This window comes from Streptomyces sp. NPDC007929 (assembly GCF_042959065.1).
Lineage (GTDB): Bacteria > Actinomycetota > Actinomycetes > Streptomycetales > Streptomycetaceae > Streptomyces.
This window is the reverse complement of sequence record NZ_JBIBKD010000002.1, coordinates 886,016-902,312: the sequence shown is the minus strand read 5'-3', so window position 1 is coordinate 902,312 and position 16,297 is coordinate 886,016. Positions and strand designations below refer to the sequence as shown.

At 68.8% G+C, this 16,297-nt stretch carries 12 protein-coding genes, 1 other RNA gene and 3 pseudogenes; 9 read left to right on the top strand and 7 right to left on the bottom strand.

The window, feature by feature from the left end; all coding sequences use genetic code 11:
* Nucleotides 1-67: 67 nt before the first annotated feature.
* Nucleotides 68-1,327, bottom strand: a complete 1,260-nt coding sequence (locus tag ACFZDE_RS08865; protein ID WP_391198625.1) for a tyrosine-type recombinase/integrase — start codon at nt 1,325-1,327, stop codon at nt 68-70.
* Between the two features lie 303 nt (nt 1,328-1,630).
* Here ACFZDE_RS08865 and ACFZDE_RS08860 point away from each other — a divergent pair, with 303 nt between their 5' ends.
* The 3 genes and pseudogenes from ACFZDE_RS08860 to ACFZDE_RS08850 form a co-directional block, all read left to right on the top strand.
* Complete coding sequence (locus tag ACFZDE_RS08860; protein ID WP_391198623.1) at nt 1,631-2,509, top strand: Imm49 family immunity protein; 879 nt, start codon at nt 1,631-1,633, stop codon at nt 2,507-2,509.
* Between the two features lie 34 nt (nt 2,510-2,543).
* Entirely contained in the window at nt 2,544-2,837 is a 294-nt protein-coding gene (locus tag ACFZDE_RS08855) for a hypothetical protein (protein WP_391198621.1), read from the top strand.
* Between the two features lie 12 nt (nt 2,838-2,849).
* Nucleotides 2,850-3,068: pseudogene (locus ACFZDE_RS08850) on the top strand (EsaB/YukD family protein); the annotation flags it as partial.
* On the opposite strand, the gene ACFZDE_RS08845 reads toward ACFZDE_RS08850, so the two are convergent.
* Nucleotides 3,043-3,318, bottom strand: coding sequence for a hypothetical protein (locus ACFZDE_RS08845; protein ID WP_391198952.1), 276 nt, complete (start codon nt 3,316-3,318; stop codon nt 3,043-3,045). The pseudogene ACFZDE_RS08850 and the gene ACFZDE_RS08845 sit on opposite strands and share 26 nt — an antisense overlap.
* 72 nt (nt 3,319-3,390) lie before the next feature.
* On the opposite strand from ACFZDE_RS08845, the gene eccCb reads away from it, so the two are divergent.
* Nucleotides 3,391-5,283, top strand: coding sequence for a type VII secretion protein EccCb (gene eccCb / locus ACFZDE_RS08840; protein WP_391198619.1), 1,893 nt, complete (start codon nt 3,391-3,393; stop codon nt 5,281-5,283).
* A pseudogene (locus tag ACFZDE_RS08835) lies at nt 5,280-6,621 on the top strand (DUF6177 family protein). Before eccCb ends, ACFZDE_RS08835 begins: the two are co-directional and overlap by 4 nt.
* A 309-nt stretch (nt 6,622-6,930) precedes the next feature.
* Here ACFZDE_RS08835 and ACFZDE_RS08830 read toward each other — a convergent pair.
* The gene (locus ACFZDE_RS08830; RefSeq protein WP_391198616.1) at nt 6,931-7,182 is read right to left on the bottom strand and encodes a hypothetical protein; all 252 of its coding nucleotides are present in this window, start codon (nt 7,180-7,182) and stop codon (nt 6,931-6,933) included.
* Between the two features lie 147 nt (nt 7,183-7,329).
* Between ACFZDE_RS08830 and ACFZDE_RS08825 the strand changes: the two genes are divergently transcribed.
* Nucleotides 7,330-10,995 carry a hypothetical protein gene (locus ACFZDE_RS08825; RefSeq protein WP_391198614.1) on the top strand — a complete coding sequence of 1,222 codons (3,666 nt, stop codon included), beginning with the start codon at nt 7,330-7,332 and terminating at the stop codon, nt 10,993-10,995.
* 170 nt (nt 10,996-11,165) lie between these two features.
* Here ACFZDE_RS08825 and rnpB read toward each other — a convergent pair.
* From rnpB to ACFZDE_RS08805, 4 genes and pseudogenes are all read right to left on the bottom strand, one after another.
* Nucleotides 11,166-11,570: RNase P RNA component class A (gene rnpB, locus ACFZDE_RS08820), an RNA gene on the bottom strand.
* 124 nt (nt 11,571-11,694) lie between these two features.
* A pseudogene (locus tag ACFZDE_RS08815) lies at nt 11,695-12,411 on the bottom strand (DMT family transporter); the annotation flags it as partial.
* A gap of 81 nt (nt 12,412-12,492) precedes the next feature.
* Nucleotides 12,493-13,314 carry an AraC family ligand binding domain-containing protein gene (locus ACFZDE_RS08810; RefSeq protein ID WP_391198612.1) on the bottom strand — a complete coding sequence of 274 codons (822 nt, stop codon included), beginning with the start codon at nt 13,312-13,314 and terminating at the stop codon, nt 12,493-12,495.
* A 29-nt stretch (nt 13,315-13,343) separates the two neighbouring features.
* A complete protein-coding gene (locus ACFZDE_RS08805; protein WP_391198938.1) occupies nt 13,344-13,913 on the bottom strand; it encodes a Uma2 family endonuclease in 570 nt (189 codons plus the stop codon).
* A 172-nt stretch (nt 13,914-14,085) separates the two neighbouring features.
* Between ACFZDE_RS08805 and ACFZDE_RS08800 the strand changes: the two genes are divergently transcribed.
* The 3 genes from ACFZDE_RS08800 to yaaA are packed head-to-tail and all read left to right on the top strand — an operon-like array spanning nt 14,086 to nt 16,267.
* Nucleotides 14,086-14,844 carry a MerR family transcriptional regulator gene (locus ACFZDE_RS08800; protein WP_391198610.1) on the top strand — a complete coding sequence of 253 codons (759 nt, stop codon included), beginning with the start codon at nt 14,086-14,088 and terminating at the stop codon, nt 14,842-14,844.
* On the top strand, nt 14,841-15,431 hold the full coding sequence (locus ACFZDE_RS08795; protein ID WP_391198607.1) for a hypothetical protein: 591 nt from the start codon (nt 14,841-14,843) through the stop codon (nt 15,429-15,431). Before ACFZDE_RS08800 ends, ACFZDE_RS08795 begins: the two co-directional genes overlap by 4 nt.
* A 53-nt stretch (nt 15,432-15,484) precedes the next feature.
* Nucleotides 15,485-16,267, top strand: a complete 783-nt coding sequence (gene yaaA, locus ACFZDE_RS08790; RefSeq protein ID WP_391198604.1) for a peroxide stress protein YaaA — start codon at nt 15,485-15,487, stop codon at nt 16,265-16,267.
* Nucleotides 16,268-16,297 lie beyond the last annotated feature (30 nt).

Sequence of the window (16,297 nt, the reverse complement as noted above, 5' to 3'; positions counted from 1 at the left end):
GGGAGCGATCACGCCTGACCTGCGTGTTTGCGGGGATCCGGCGGCTGATCCAGCCCTCTGGGACTTCTCAGGGACTTTCGGCCGAGTCCGTGAACCACGCCTCGATGGCGGACAGTCCCCGGGCGCCGGCCTGCGGCATGAAGTGCGTGTACGTCCGGAGCGTAAACGCTGGGTCGGAGTGCCCCAGCCACTTCGCGAGCGAGACGATCGACTCACCGGCTTCGAGCATCACCGTGGCGTACGTATGGCGCAAGACGTGGAAGCCGTGCTCGCGACTCGGCTCCCACACACGCGACGGCTTCTCGCCCGGCTGCCGCTCAGGCAGCGGCGGGATTATTCCCACGGCCAGCGCGGGCTTCCACGCCTTGGTGTTCCGGGTGGTGCGGTTGATCGCGCCGCGCCGGCCGGTGTACACGAGCAACGGGACGGTGACCTTCCGCCGGTCCTCGCGCGCAAAGTCAGGCTCCTCGGGGTCTAGCCACGGCAGGGTGACGTCGATTGGTTCGAAGCGTTCTTGGTGAGTGAGGAGTCGCTTCGCGAGCGTCTTCGGCAGCGGCACATCGCGTTCCTTACCGCCTTTGGGCGGACCGAAATACAGCCGTGACTTGTACATGAGAATCCGCCGCTCCACGTGGACGAAATCGCCACGGATATCACCTGGGCTGAAGCCGAACGTCTCACCCTGTCGAAGTCCGCATCCGACGCCGAGGTCGAGCGCGATCTGGTAGCGGGCGGCCAACGCCTCCCGCACCCCGTCGACACGGTCCTGCTCCCAGGCACGAGCCTTGCGCTCCGGCTTCTTCGGCGGCTTGATCGAGCTGTTGCCCTTGCACGGGTTGAGGTACAGCCGCTTGTCCTCGACCGCGGCCTGCATGATCGCCTTGAGGTACACCCACGCAACATAGGCAGTGCTCGATGCCACCGCCCTCTGCACGTCGGCCGACCACTTGCGCAGCTCCGCGACGCCGGTGTCCCTGAGCGCCAGATCTCCAAGCTGCGGCAGCACCTGCCCCCAGATCCTGTGCCTCATGCTTTCCAGCGTCTGGGCGGGGTGCACCTGTGAGGGCCACCAGTGCTTATCGACGTACTCAGGAAGGCTGATCGCACCGTCGCGCGCGTCGACGAAATCCCCACGACGTGTGTCGGTCTGTACCTCGGCCAGCCACGCCTTGGCGTCCGCGACCGTATCGAAGGACCGGTCACGGACCCCCGGCATCCCTTTGACGCGGTAACGCGTGCACTTGCCCCAGAGCGCAGTGCGTTCGCGCTTGCCCGACTCCTTGTTCGGCCGCTTCTTGAGCCATCGGTCCTCGATGTAGCCCGCCATGCGCGTCTTCTCCTTGGCCTTCCCGGCGGTACATGACCCTCCCACCGGGCCCATCCTGAAACTGGGCGGCCCCTGCCGGCGGTGACGCCAAACGTAGAGGGTGTTCACCGAGATGCCCATGTACTTCGCAGTGTCCTGAAGATGTGGGCGCGAGGCGGGAAAGACACCGAGATCGCCAACGCGCTCGAAGACGCCCTGAAAGACGGAAAGCTGCAGTACGTCCTGGTGAAGGCGAATGAGAACGCAGCGTCCTACGCTGGTGCTGTGATGGAATACTTCAAGATCGGTTAGAGGAGGGGTTCAGTGGTCACGAGCGTTCCGCGCCATGGCTTCCGCACGGACAACACGGCCGAAGCCATGGCGCCGCTCATCGATGGGACGCATCGGGTTCTCGACCGAATGGAACGGTCGGAGATGTCCCGCCACCGGGCGCTGAGCAGCACGCTGACCATGGCGAAGTGGTACTGCCTGACGGATCCCGAAGCAGCGAAGCTTGAGACGTGGGAGGCCTGGGTCACAGCGATGCAGGTCGGCTGTGCTCTGTTCGACACGGCTACTGCCGCCGAGGGACCCGTACCATGCCGGATCGGGAGCACGGGCGGGGTGAAGAACCTGCCTGCGACGGGGCCGACGCCTTATACGCATGCAGGGGCATGGCTCACCTCGGTCTATCTGGCGACGATCTGCCGCGAGAACGACCGTCTCGATCGACTGATGCGGGTACCTGTGTCGTTTCTGCGTGAGTCTGTTCCCGAGGGCGCGGTGTTCGATGACTACGTCTACGACTGGGTAGAGGCTCTCCAGGGCTACTGGGCCGGTCGAGCGACGGAGATGTGGGACAAGCTGGTAGCAGCGGTCAAAGGCACCGACCCCGAGCGGGAGGGCGTCGTTGACAAGGAAATGATGCTGAAGGTCCTTTATCCGCCACTCGAACTCTTCCATCGCTTCGAGCTGCGGGAAACCGAGCAGTTCAACAGCGCACTGGTTGACGCCGTCACCGGGCACAAGCAGTACTGGGCCGGCGACGAGGCGCGTGCCTTGAGCGGTGACGGCCTAGTGGCCCTCGGTCCCCTCGCTTTGGCCTGTATGGCTTACGACAACGAATTCCCGATCGAGGTCGAGTCCGAGTACTTGCCCAAGCATCTGCTGAGGCGTTCATGGGTCGGCGAGTTCAAGACGTGATCCGCGTTCTCCGCGAAACAGGCGGCCGAAATCCGTGACAGCCCAGGACTACGACAAGCAGTTGCTGGAGTCGGTGTCAGTGCGCCGCCGTCGTTTGCGGGATGCCCTGTTGTTCGGTGCGCTGCGGCAACGGCGATCGCTCGATGAGCGGTTGGGGAAAGTGCTCGCCGGCGTGGTGATGGAGGCGGTGGTGTGCGCGGGGTGTGTGAGGTGGTCGTTCGTGTCGCATCGGGTCATCGGCAAGAGCCCGTACGGGGCTTCCGTACCGTCGTCCCAGCCCTCCGAATCGCCGTCGCCGTCGCCTTCCGTCGCCCCTTCTACCCGGTGATAGTTCGAACGCGTGATACCCACGGGGACTTTGAGCCGCTCAGCGACCGGCAACCGTACGGTGCTCAGCCGGGTCACCTTGATCGGCGAGCGGCGCCGGGTCGACTTGGTGCTGCCCTCTCAGGAGCCGATCGGCGTTCTCCTGCCCGAGATCATGCGGCTGCTGGACGACCGCGTGGGCTCGCGCCCCGAGTTGCGGCATCTGGTCACCGCGGACGGTTCCGCGCTGGCCCCTGCCCCACCTGTTTGTCGTCATCGACGAGTTCGGTGAACTCATCACCGCCAAGCCGGACTTCATCGACCTGTTCCTGTCCATCGGCCACATCGGCCGCTCCATCGGTGTACACCTGCTGCTGTCCAGCCAGCGCATCGAGGGCGGCAAACTGAAGGGCCTGGACACCTACCTGTCGTACCGGCTCGGCCTGCGCACGTTCTCCGCCGACGAGTCCCGCACCGTCCTGGACACCACCGACGCCTTCCACCTGCCACCGCTGCCCGGCTTCGGCTACCTCAAGGTCGACACCTCCACGTACGAGCGCTTCAAGGCCGGCTACGTGTCCGGCGCCTGCCGCGGCCCCACGCTGCGCGAAGAGCGGACCGACGAGCCGCTCGTACGCCCCTACCCTGCGTACAGCACCCCGCAGGAGCCCAGGGCCGACGCCGTGGAGGAACCGGCCACGACCAAGCGCGAGACGGGCCCGACCGTGCTGTCCGTCATGGTCGACCAGCTCGCCACCGCCGCACCCCCGGTACGGCGGATCTGGCTGCCCCCGCTGCCCGACGCCACCACCCTGGACACGGCCGCAGGCCCCCTCCAGGCCGGTACGGACGGTCTCCGACTCATCCACGGCGAGGGCCCGATGCGCGTCCCGCTCGGCATCCTCGACGACCCGGCACGCCAGTGGCAGCAGCCGTGGCTGCTGGACCTGACCGTCGCCGGAGGCCACGTGGCGGTCAGGTCCGGCCCGCAGTCCGGCAAGACCACCCTGCTGCGCACCCTCGCCCTGTCACTGGCCCTCACCCACACCCCGTACGACGTCGCCGTGTACGGCCTCGACCTAGTCGGCGGCGGCCTGTCCGCGCTGGCCGGCCTGCCGCACGTCGGTGGCATCGCCGGGCGCGCCGACCATGAACGCGCCGCCCGCACCGTCGCCGAGATGCGCGCCATGCTCGCCCAGCGCGAGCAGGCCTACCGCGAGTTGGGCATCGACTCCGTCGACCAGCTGCGCCACCTGCGCGCCCAGGGCAAGCTCCGGCATCTCGGCGCCACCGACATCGTGCTGCTCATCGACGGATTCGGCGCTCTGCGCGAGGAGTTCGCCGACCTCGACGACGCCATCGCCGACCTCTTCAAACGCGGCGGCGGCTACGGCATCCATGTCGTCGCCGGCATGCTGCGCTGGAACGACGTCCGCATCGCCACCCAGTCGATGTTCGGCACCCGCATCGAGCTGCGGCTGAACGACCCGGCCGACTCCTCCATCGACCGCAAGCTCTCCGAGACCCTCTTCCCCGACACGCCCGGCCGAGCGCTGACCGACGGCAAGCTGTTCGCCCAGGTGGCCCTGCCCCGTATCGACAACCATCCCGCCACGGACGACCTGGGCCCGGCCCTGGAACGCGCCGCCCGGACCATCCGCGCCTCCTGGCACGGTGAACTCGCCCCACCTGTACGGGTCCTGCCCACCCGTCTGTCGGCCGCCAAGCTGCCCACCCAGGCAGCGGAGCCGACGCGGATACCTGTCGGCGTCGACCAGGACACTCTCTCGCCCGTCATGCTCGATCTCTTCGGCACCGACCAGCACCTGCTGATCCTCGGCGACAACGAATGTGGCAAGACCAACCTGCTCAAGCTGATCGCCACCCAGCTCGTAGAGCGCCACACAGACAAGGAACTCGTCTTCGGCATCTACGACCCCCGCCGGGGCCTGCGCGGCGTGATCCCCGAGCCCTACCGCGGCGGCTACGCCCACAACGCCAAGCTAGCCGCCGCCCTGTCCACCGGTATCGCCACCGAACTGGAAAAGCGCCTCCCGGAGACCGCCGACCCCGACGCACCGCTGACCACCGGCCCCACCCTCACCGGGCCGCGGATCGTCATCCTGATCGACGACTACGACATCCTCACCACGGCCGGCCAGCAGCCGTTGACGCCCTTCCTGCCGTACCTCTCCTCCGCCCAGGACATCGGCCTGCACGTCGTCCTCGCCCGCCGCACCGCCGGCGCCTCCCGCGCCCTGTACGAACCGCTGCTGACCGCCCTACGCGAAACCGGCGCCACCACCCTCCTCATGACCGGCGAGCGCACCGAGGGCCAGCTCTTCCCCGGCCTGTACGCCTCCCAGCAGCCGCCCGGCCGCGGCACCCTCGTCCGCCGGGGCCGCCCCCACCAGCTCATCCAGACCGCCCTCACCGACGAATCCACCGAAGAGGCCCCTCAAGCGTGACCAAGGAGGTCATCGCCCTCACCCCCAAGATGCCGGACCTGCCCACCCTCCTTGCAGGCCTCTACGCCGGCGGCCCCGACCTCGGTATGAACACCACCGCCGACGGCGCCGTCGTCCAGCTCTGCACCCCCGACGGCCGCCCCCTGGTCTCGGTGGAGGCGCCCATCCTCATCCAGGTCCCGGGCGAGACCGCCCGCCTGCTGGGCCACGCGGCCGAGGAAGGGCCGGTGTGGTGGACCGAGGCCCGCGCCTCCACCGCCGTCGCCGAGGCCGGACGTCTGGCCGGCTCCTTCGCCGGACGGCTGGCGACTGTGCTGGGCGGCACGGTCTGGCCGCCGGAGGCCGCCACCACGGACGTGGTCCCCCTCACCACCGACATCTCGGCGATCCCCGTCCCTGCCACTGGCACCCCCGCCGTGGACGTCCTCACCGCCACGACGGCCGTAGTCCTCCAGGACCGCCCCCTGGTAGCCATGACCAGCTGGCTCTCCGATGCCCTGCGGACCGCGACCGCCTCCGACCGGGCCCTGCAGATCGTCACCCCGCCCACAGCCCGCCTCACCCTGCCCGACCCGCACCGCCCTACGCGGCGTACCCAATCGCTGGGTCGTCCAAGACCCCGAGCACGGCTACTACGACGGCCTGTCCGGCGCCGTACTCCACTGGAAGAACAGCACCTTCACCCCCGTACGCGACGAGAAAGGTGCTTCCCGGGTCGCCGAGGCATTTACCGCTACGAAGGACAATGGCGAGCGCCAGCTAATCCTCACCCTGCGTACCCGCCTCCCGGCCGACAACGACCTGGTCATCGGCCACGCTCTGGAAACCGCCTTCCAGCACCTCACCGGCGTCCCGCCTGCCGGCTGGAGCACCGCCGAACCGATCAACCTCCCCTGGTCCACCCGCCAGCTCACCGATCTCGCCCGCTCCCGCGCGCCGCAGCCCACCTGGCTGATCGCCGTCGGCAGCCCTGACCGCCCCGCCCTCTCACTCCGCACCGCCGGCCGCGACCTCACCGTGCCTCCGCGCCTCGAAGCCCCGCCCATCCCTGTCGCATTCACCCTCGGTCGCAATGAAGTCGAGCGTGTCGGCCGTGCCCGAGCCGAACGCCCACCTCTCGGCCCCACCCCCACCCGACTCGGCCACCCGGCCGAACCTGCCCTCCACTACACCCTGGGCGACGGAACCGACCCCCACGCCTGGACCGCGTTCCAGCAACTCACCCAGCACATGAAGCAGAGACAACCGTGGAGAGAAGCGGCTGAATCCCGACCCGCGAGCGGGTTCAAGGCGTCACACGTCCAGGATTCCGCGAACCCGCGCGCTTTTGTGTCGTAGTTACGGGCTTCGAGGAGCTGGCACAGCGGCATCTACGTCAGGTCCGTGCAATGCCCCGTTCTCCCAACAGATCACAGAGATACCGAAGGCGCCTTCGGCGGCACGACTAGCCCTTGATTGCGGCTCATGCCCAGGCCTCAAACCGTTACTGAGGCTTTCGGTTCAGGTGTGGTGTAGCAACGCTCTGGCCGTTGTGCTGGCCAGCGCGGGGGCTGGTAGACGTGGAGAGCAGTCAACTCGGCGGCGGAGCGCGATCGACTGCGTGCGAGGGGCCCGCAGGCGCGGAACCGCCTGCGGGCCCCTCCGCTTTCAGAGGAGGACGCGCAGTTGATCGAGCAGGAAGCGGACAAGGGCTGAGACGGCGGCGCCCAGAGCCAGGTTACGCACTTCGTTGAGGCGCGAATGCTGGCGTTTCGGTCGGTGGTTGCGCGACATGGTTGTGTCCTGACGTTGTAGGAGATTGGACAGCTGGCCGGCCTGCTCACCATGTTCAGCAGCGTTGGATGCCCTACGCTGAAGTGCGATGACGCCCACATCCTGGTTACAGATAGCCCAGTTCAAGGGCACGTCGTATTTGCTTCTGGACTCGATGCTGCGATGAAACGCGATGGGGTGAGGGCGGGGCACCGCCAGGAGAAGGCTGCAAGACCCGGGAGCGGCAAGCGGCTCATCTCACGGCCTGCTGTGGCACCCGGCCCCCTGCGCACCTTGAAGAACCTGATTTACGGGGCGTACGTGGCGGCTGGCGCACCCACCCTCGACGACATGGCGCTGAGCGTGGCCGAGGACGAAGCGTTGCGCGCCTGCCCGTCCCGAGACACGATCAACCGTCTGATCGGCGAGGCTACGACGGCCGGGAAGCAGGCGGACGTCATAGCACTCGTCACGGTGCTGACACAGATGGCCGGAGGCGACACGGAGCAAGCCGTCGGCGAAGCGGCCTCGTTGTGGACCCGAGCACAACTCGCCGAGCCGCTCGGCCGCCCCATCACCGACATCGACCCATACGATCTCGAAGTTCATCGAGCGATCACTCTGCGGGGCACCAGCGGCCTGACCACCTATGTCGAACGCGACCATGACACCGAGCTGCGCCGATTGGTCGCTGAAGCTGCTCAAGGTGTCAGTCGACTCGCCATGCTCGTGGGTACGTCGTCAGCGGGCAAGACCAGGGCGTGCTTCGAAGCCCTCCGACACCTGCCTCAGGACTGGAGGTTGTGGCACCCCATAGATCCGGAACGGCCCAAGGCCGCGCTGACCGCGCTCGACCAAGTGGGCCCCAAGACCGTGGTCTGGCTCAACGAAGCCCACCACTACTTGCTGCACCACGAGCACGGCGAGTCCATTGCCGCCGGCCTGCGCACACTCCTGTCGGATGCCACGAGGGCTCCGGTCCTTGTCCTTGGCACCATCTGGCCCGGTCCTGGCTACTTCAACGACTTGCGCACCACACCGTCTCCCGGGCTCCCGGACCCGCACACCCAAGCACGTGTCCTCCTCGCCGGACGAGCCATCCACGTCCCGTCGGCCTTCTCCCCTTCCGAGGTCGACGAACTCAGACAGTCACCTGACCCACGTCTTGCGGCGGCGGCTGCCTCAGCTCAAGACGGGATGATCACCCAGTATCTGGCTGCCGCGTTCGAACTGATCGACATCTACACCGCCGCACCCCCTGGCGCCAGGGCTCTCCTCGATGCCGCGATCGACGCTCGCAGGCTCGGCCACCCGATCAGCCTCCCGCTGCCCTTCCTCGCCGCCGCGGCCGAGGGATACCTGACCGACAGCGAGTGGGAGCTTCTGCCGGATAACTGGCTCGAGCAGGCACTGAACCAGCTCACCAATCCGATCAAGGGAGCACGCGGCCCCCTGCACCCGCAAAGGCGCCCGCGCGGCTCCACTAGGTCGATGAGTCCCGCGCACGGACAGACGTATCGACTCGCTGACTTTCTCGAAGACCACGGTCGAGCTGAACGCCGCCTGGAACGTGTGCCCCCGCTGTTCTGGCAAGCAGCCTTGCACCACTGCGACACCGAAGGCGCCCGCGCCCTCGGATCAGCTGCGGCGGCTCGAGGTTTCGCAGAGAGTGCTTGCCACTTGTGGGTCAAAGCCGGCGCCTACGGGGAATTGGCCCAGGCGCTGACAGAGATGGAGCGACTGGACGAGGCTTTGCCTTGGTACGAGCGTGCCACGGCTGAAGGGAACGCTTTTGCTCTCCGCGTCGCGGGCCACCGTCTGGCAGAGGCGGGGCGCCCCGACGAGGCCCTGAGCTGGTACGAACGTGCCGCTGCTGCCGGTGACGCAGAGGCTCTCCTGGATGCGGGCGACCAGCTTGCGGAGGCAGGGCGTCTGGACGAGGCACTGGTGCGGTTCGAAAGCGCGGCGGCAGGAGGAGTTGACTACGCACTCCTGACGGCTGGTGGCCACCTTCTGGCTGCGGGGCGTCCGGAGGAGGCACTGACGTGGTACGAGCGAGCTGCCGCAGATGGGCGTTCCAAGCCGCTTCGATGGGCGGCAACAGACCTGGCCAGGGCCGGGTATCGTGACGAAGCCGTGGTCTGGTACGCCCGGACCGCCGCAGCACAACGGACACCGAGCGCGTACCGCTGGGCGGCCGACCGCATGGTCGAAGCGGATCATCTGGATCAGGCTCTCGTCCGCTACCAGTGTGCGGCCGATGCTGGCGACAGCGATGCGCTGCTGGTGGCGGGCGACCGTCTAGTGGACGCCAACCGTCTGGACGAGGCTCTGCTGTGGTATGAGCGTGCAGCCCACGCCGGTGACTCAGGAGCTCTTCGCTGGGCAGCGCACCAATTGGTGACGACAGGCCGAGCAGACGAGGCCCTGGCCTGGCTGGAACGGGCAGCCGGTCTCGGCGATGAGGAGGCCATGCGTCGTGTGGGCGATCAACTCGCCGAGGCTGGACTCCTGGACGAGGCGCTGGTCTGGTACGAGCGGGCAGCCGACGCAGGTGATGTCGCGGCACTTCACGCAGCAGGTGATCGGCTGGCTGACGCTGGGCGTCTGAGTGACGCCCTTTCTTGGTATGACCGCGCCGCCACTCGATCGGGGCCGCGTCATCTCCGCCTGGCCGGAGACCGGCTGGCCGACGCGGCACGTTGGGATGAAGCGCTGGTGTGCTTCGAGCGGGCCGCCGAGTGCGGCGACGCGGAGGCTCTGCGCTGGGCCGGCAACCGGTTAGCGAGGGAGGGACGCCTGGAAGAGGCTCTGGTGTGGTTCCAACGCGCCGCCGATCACGGCGACGCACGGGCACTCCTTCCGGCGGGTGATCGACTGGCGGACGAGGGACGTCTTGATGAGGCCCTCGCCTGGTACGGGCGTGCAGCCGAAGCGGGCGAGACCCGCGCGAGCGATGGCCATGCCCTGTCCGCGCTCGCCGACCAGCTGGTCGACGATGGCCGTCTCGACGAAGCACTCCCCTGGTACGAGCGGGCAGCTGAATTCGGCGACGAAGATGCGCTTCTCATGGCGGGCGACCAACTGGTAGAGGCCGGTCGTCTGGACGAGGCGCTGCCGTGGTTCGAACGCGCAGCAGCAGCCGGAGACGCCGACGCTCTCCGCTGGGCAGCCGCCCGGCTGTTCGAGGCGGGCCATCTGAACCAGGCGTTGGCGTGGTTCGAACGCGCAACCGAGGGCGGTGACGACGCCGCGCTCCACTGGGCAGCCAGTGCGCTCGCGTCCGTGGGCCGTTGGAAGGCAGCTGAGAACTGGTTGGAGCGCGCATCCGCAACCTGCGGACCGGATGCATTGGAATCAGCGGCAAGACTGCTCGCCGCGGCCGGCCGTCTGGACGAGGCTCTTACCTGGGCGAATCTGGCAGCCGACAACGGGAACACCGCGGCGCTCCGTTGGGCGGCCGACCAGTTGGTGATGGCAGATCGTCTGGACGACGCCCTCCCCTGGTACGAACGAGCAGCCACCCATGGGGACAGCAATGCGGTACGGAAGGCCGCGCACGAACTATGGCACGCGGCACGCTTCCTCGAAGCGCAGCTGTGGTTCGAGCGTGCAGCAGCCGATGGGAGCGATGCGGTGCTTCGATGGGCGGCCGACCGGCTGGTGATGGCGGATCGTCTGGACGATGCGCTCCCCTGGTACGAACGAGCAGCCGTCAAGGGCGATACCGACGCGCTCCAGGTGGCAGCCGGTCAATTGGCCATCGCAGGTCGAAAGGAGGAAGCACTTGCCTGGTTCTGGCGTGCTGCCGATGCCGGCGTCAGCTTGCGCAGTGGTTGGTTCCCTGCCCTGAGGCTCGGACTCCTCGGCGATGAAGCCGACGTGCTCCTGCGCTACGGGCGGGACCCCGCCGGGCGCCTTGCCGATAAATGGCAGTTGGAACCTGAATCAGAGGAGTAGTGCCGAACGTGCGAGGCACATTGCCCGGACATCCGCTCCAGGGACTTTCAGCCCTGTCTGAGGGACTTCCGAGGGACTTTCCGCCGCGTAACGCGGCAAGCCCCCGAAGACCGGAAAGGGCCTCCGTCCCAGATCAGAGGCCCTTTCCCAGGCAAAGCCGCAGGTAGCGGCAGACGAGCCGAGCTGTACGCCGGGTTCTGTACCCCGGGACCTCGCGGTCGTCGGGGTGACGGCCATCCATCTAGGACCGGCGTTGCCACCGGCCTCGTGCGGTCTACCCGCGGACTCGGGCGGGCAGCCCTCGATCGTCCGCGCAGAGACACCGAGGTGTCTCCTCTTGACCTTGCTCCGGGTGGGGTTTACCTAGCTGCCTGAGTCACCTCAGGCACTGGTGGTCTCTTACACCACCGTTTCACCCTTACCGAAGACCGAGATCTTCGGCGGTTTGTTTTCTGTGGCACTGTCCCGCGGGTCACCCCGGGTGGCCGTTAGCCACCACCCTGCCCTGTGGAGCCCGGACGTTCCTCGGGAAGCTCCCCGTCAGGGGGACTCCACGCGGCCGTCCGCCCGGCTCGTCTGCCGTGTCGACCATGGTACCCGTACCCGGCGGACGTCCCGCTTCGGCGCCGCGGCCGCCGTGGCCAGCACCGAGCCCGCCAGGATCAGGGTGAAGGCGACGCCGATGCCGAGGGTCAGCTTCTCGTCCAGGAACAGCGCGCCCGCGGCGACCGCCACCGCCGGGTTGACGTACGTGATCACGCCGGCCCTGGTCGGGCCGACCTCCTTGATCAGCTCCAGGAAGGCCACGAACGCGATCGCCGTGCAGACGACGCCGAGGCCGGCGAGAGCGGCCAGGACCTCCCCCGACGGCATGGTGGCGGGCCTGGTCAGGAAGGCCGCGGGGGCGTAGACCACGGCGGCGAGCGTGAGGCACGGGGTGATCAGCTGCAGCGTCGGGACGTCCTTGAGGTACCGGGCCGCTATCAGCGGGGCCGTGGCATAGCCGACGACCGTCACCAGCACCTCGGCCATCGACAGGGCGTCGCCGCCGGTGAGGTGCGGCAGGGTCAGGACGGTGACTCCCGCGAGGCCGAGGGCCAGGCCCGCGACGCGGCGGGCGCCAACCCGCTCCTGCGCGCCGAAGAAGCGGGCCAGGAGTACGGCGACGATCGGCACTCCCGCGATCAAGAGTCCCGCGGTCGAGCTGGACAGACGGCGTTCGGCGTCGGTCAGCGTCCACCAGGGGCCGACGATCTCGATGACGGCGAAGGCCAGCATCGGCTTCCAGTGGGCCTGGACGGTACGGCCGAAACCGCCCTGGCGCAGGGCGAAGGGAAGCAGCAGCGCGGCGCCGAGCGCGCAGCGTGCGAACACCACCATGGACGGGGACAGTTCGTCCACCGCCACCTTGATCATCAAGTAGGGGACGCCCCAGATCACTCCCATGAGGGAGAACAGAAACCAGCCGCGTGCAGTCATGCGACGAGTCTGGCCGGGTCACCCCGTGGTGTCTTGAACGCTGTTGCGGTACGCCGCCGGGGTCACCCCCAGCACCCGGCGGAACCAGCGGGTGAGGTGCGCCTGGTCGGCGAAACCGACGAGCCCGGCGACCTCGGCGGGGCGCAGTCCGGCTTCCAGCAGGCCGCGGGCCCTGGCCACCCGGTGCTGGGCCAGCCAGGCGTACGGCGGTACGCCCATCGTCGTGCGGAAGGCGCGGAGCAGTTGGTAGCGGGACAGGCCCAGGTCCGTGGCGAGGGCGGCCAGGGACGGGGGGTCCAGCAGTTCGTCGGCGAGGCGGTCGCGTACGGACCTGGCGATGTGACCGGCGCCGGGGACGATGTCGTTCGCCGCCCGGGCCGTGGAGTGCCGGCGGGCCAGTGCCGTGAGCAGCCAGGGCAGCCGGGACTCGGCCTCCAGCGGGTCGGGGCAGGCACTGATGTCGGTGTGGGCGGCGCGCAGGGCCGCCGCCAGTTCCGGGTCGTCGAGGACGGGGTCGCGGAAGTGCGGGAGGCCGCCGAGGGTGCCGTCGGCGAGCAGGGCCGGGCCGGCGTAGAGGGCCTGGTAGGCGTAGCCGTCGCAGGCGGCCGGGCCGCCGGTGTGCATCTCGCCGGGCTCCAGGACGACGATCGAGCCCGGGTAGGAGTGGATGTGCCCGCCCCGGTAGGCGATGACCTCCGACCCGCCGACCGTGACGCCGACGGTGAACTCGTCATGGGCGTGGGGCGCGTAGACGTGGCTGTCGAAGTGAGCGGTGAGCAGATCCAGCTGCGGCCCGCAACGCCCCAGTCGCGCTCTGGTCCAGCTGGTCCGTTCTCTCATCCCCATATCGCACCCCCGCTCACAGGGGATCAGAGGAGGTCGGCCGTGTCCAGGTCGAAGGCGAACGGTTCCGGAAGAGCGATGGGCTTGCCGACGGGCCGGGCGCAGTGCTCGCGGTAGTCGTCGTCCTTCGGCTCGCTGAACACCGTGACCTGCGCCGTGTCCCGGTCGACGAGCAGGTAGAGCGGGATGCCCGCGCGGGCATAGCAACGGCGTTTGGCCTCGCGGTCGGCCTGAGGCTTGCTGGAGGTCACCTCCATGACCATGGCGACGCCGTCGCAGGGCATCCAGGGGTCGGCCCCCCGGTACAGGCGCAGTTCCATGGGAGCGAACGTGCCGTCAGGGATCACATGGTTCTTCGGGCAGCCGCCTCCGCTGCGCAGTTTCAACCCCTTGTTGCCTGAGAACTGCATGGCGGTCCGGGAACGTCTGATCACCTGGTTCACGATCAGTCCGATGTAGTCCTCGTGATCCCCGTCCGGCGGCGGCGTCACAACGATCTCCCCCTCGATCAGCTCTGCCCGGAAACCCTCCGGCGTGTCCAGGGCGAGGAAGCCCTCCAGCAGGACGTCTGCCTGCGAGAGCGGCTCGTGGGCCATGGCAGTCATGTCACGCCCCTCCTTCTGTCGCTCGCCAGATTGGGACATCGGCTGATCACCTGTCCGTGAGATCGGGATCGCTTCCCTCGATCGTGGCACACGATCAACGCCGCCGTCAGGCACCGAGCCGCTCGCTTGACCTTGCCGCAGCGTCAACGTCTTCACTGGTCGTATGCGGATCGGAGAACTCGCCGCCGTCGTGGGCGTCACCACGCGGGCCGTGCGGCATTACCACCATCTGGGGCTGTTGCCCGAGCCCGAGCGGCGGGCCAACGGGTATCGGGAGTACGGGTTGCGGCACGCCGTCGTGCTGGCGCGGATCCGGCGGCTGACCGAGCTGGGGCTGGGGCTCGCCGAGGTGCGGGACGTGCTCGCGGACGATGCGGGGAAGGACCTCGTCGAGGTGCTGACCGAGCTGGACGACGATCTGGCGCGTCAGGAGGCGGCGCTGCGCGAGCGGCGGGCGCGGCTGCGGGCCCTGCTGGACGCGGAGGGCGGGGTGCCCGCCGAGGGGCCGGTGTCGCCGGAGCTGGCCGCGTTGTTCGCCGGGACCTCGCATCTGTCGGACTCGCCCATGGCCGTGAAGGACCGCGAGATCATCGCCTTTCTGGAGACCGCCATGCCGGCCGGGGACCGGGAGCGGCTGGTGGCGTCGATGGGTGAGGCGCTGGGCAGTCCGGGGGCCGTGGCGCGGGCCGGGGAGGCGTACGCGCTGCTCGACGCGCTCATCGGTGCCGAGCCCGGTGACCCGCGCGTCGAGGAGGCCGCCGTGGCGCTCGCCGGCTGCATTCCGCCGGGGCTGTTCCCGGAGGCGGCCGGGGAGCTCGACCCGGACGACGGTTTCCTGCGGGCCTTCTACGACGATCTCGCCCCGGCCCAGGCGGAGGCCGTCCGCCGCGCGCTGCGGATCCTCGCCGAGGAGCGGCGATGAAGGGCGCGTGGCTGCCGATGTGGCTGCTGATCCGGCACGAGGTGCGGGTGCTGGTGAGTCTTGTTCTCTGGGTGGCGCGGCGGACGCACGGGACAAAAGGCGGACGGGCCTTCGGGTACGCGCGCGGGCAGGGCGCGATGATGGCCGGGTTCGCGTTCGTGTGTGTCGTCGAGACGGTCGCGCTGTCCGTGCTGCTGTGGAACTGGCCGGCCGTGCACGCGGTGTTCCTGTTTCTGGACGTGTACGGCGTCGTCATAGTCGTCGGGCTGCACGCCTCGTCCGTCGTGCGTCCGCATGTGCTGGATGCGGACGGCGGCTCGCTGCGGATACGGCGGTACGTCCACGTCGACCTGCTGGTGCCGCTGGAGCGGATCGCCTCGGTGCGGCGTGAGCTGCGGATGGCGCACGAGCGGGCCGACGGGGAGCTGGATGTGGAGGTCGGCTCGCAGACCAGCGTGACACTGGAGCTGTCGGAACCCGTCACGCACGTCGGCTTCCTCGGGCGGAGCCGGGAGGTGCGGGTCGTGCGCTTCCACGCCGACGACCCCGACGGTCTGGTCCGTGCTGTCGGTCGGGCGCGCTGCTGAGGGGCTTGGTCGGCGCCGTACGCTGTCGGCGGAGTTCGATCGAAGGAGTTCGCGTGCTTGTGCTGCTGCCGCCGTCCGAAGGCAAGGCCTCTTCCGGGCGCGGTGCCCCGCTGAAGGTGGAGTCGCTTTCGCTGCCGGGGCTGACCGCTGCCCGGGAGGCCGTTCTCAGCGAGTTGGCCGAGCTGTGCGCCGGGGACGAGGACAAGGCGCGTGAGGTGCTGGGGCTGAGCGAGGGGCTGCGGGGCGAGGTCGGGAAGAACGCGGAGCTGCGGACTGCGGGGGCGCGGCCGGCCGGGGAGATCTACACCGGTGTGCTCTACGACTCCCTGGGGCTGGCGTCGCTGGACACGGCCGCCAAGCGGCGGGCCGCGCGGTCGCTGCTGGTGTTCTCCGGGCTGTGGGGTGCCGTGCGGGTGACGGACCGGATTCCGTCCTACCGGTGCTCGATGGGTGTGAAGCTGCCGGGGCTCGGGGCGCTGGGCGCGCATTGGCGTACGCCGATGGCGGCGGTGCTGCCGGAGGTGGCCGGGAGGGGGCTGGTGCTGGATCTGCGGTCCGCCGCGTATGCCACCGCCTGGAAGCCGAAGGGTGAGGTCGCGGGGCGTACGGCGTCGGTGCGGGTGCTGCACGCGCCCACGCGGAAGGTGGTCAGCCACTTCAACAAGGCGACCAAGGGGCGGATCGTACGCAGCCTGCTGACCTCGGGGGCCGAGCCGAAGGGGCCGGCCGAGCTGGTGGAGGCGCTCGGGGATCTCGGATACGTCGTGGAGGCGCAGGCGCCCGCGAAGGCGGGGCAGAGCTGGTCGCTCGACGTGCTGGTGGACGAGGTTCACTAGCGGCGTTGCGGAGTGCGCAATGCCCTTTGC

Bases quoted from the DNA above. Each gene is read 5' to 3' on its own strand.
- ACFZDE_RS08865 (WP_391198625.1), bottom strand. From the start codon at position 1,327: ATGGCGGGCTACATCGAGGACCGATGGCTCAAGAAGCGGCCGAACAAG.
- ACFZDE_RS08810 (WP_391198612.1), bottom strand. From the start codon at position 13,314: ATGAGAGAACGGACCAGCTGGACCAGAGCGCGACTGGGGCGTTGCGGG.
- ACFZDE_RS08805 (WP_391198938.1), bottom strand. From the start codon at position 13,913: ATGGCCCACGAGCCGCTCTCGCAGGCAGACGTCCTGCTGGAGGGCTTC.
- ACFZDE_RS08800 (WP_391198610.1), top strand. From the start codon at position 14,086: ATGCGGATCGGAGAACTCGCCGCCGTCGTGGGCGTCACCACGCGGGCC.
- ACFZDE_RS08795 (WP_391198607.1), top strand. From the start codon at position 14,841: ATGAAGGGCGCGTGGCTGCCGATGTGGCTGCTGATCCGGCACGAGGTG.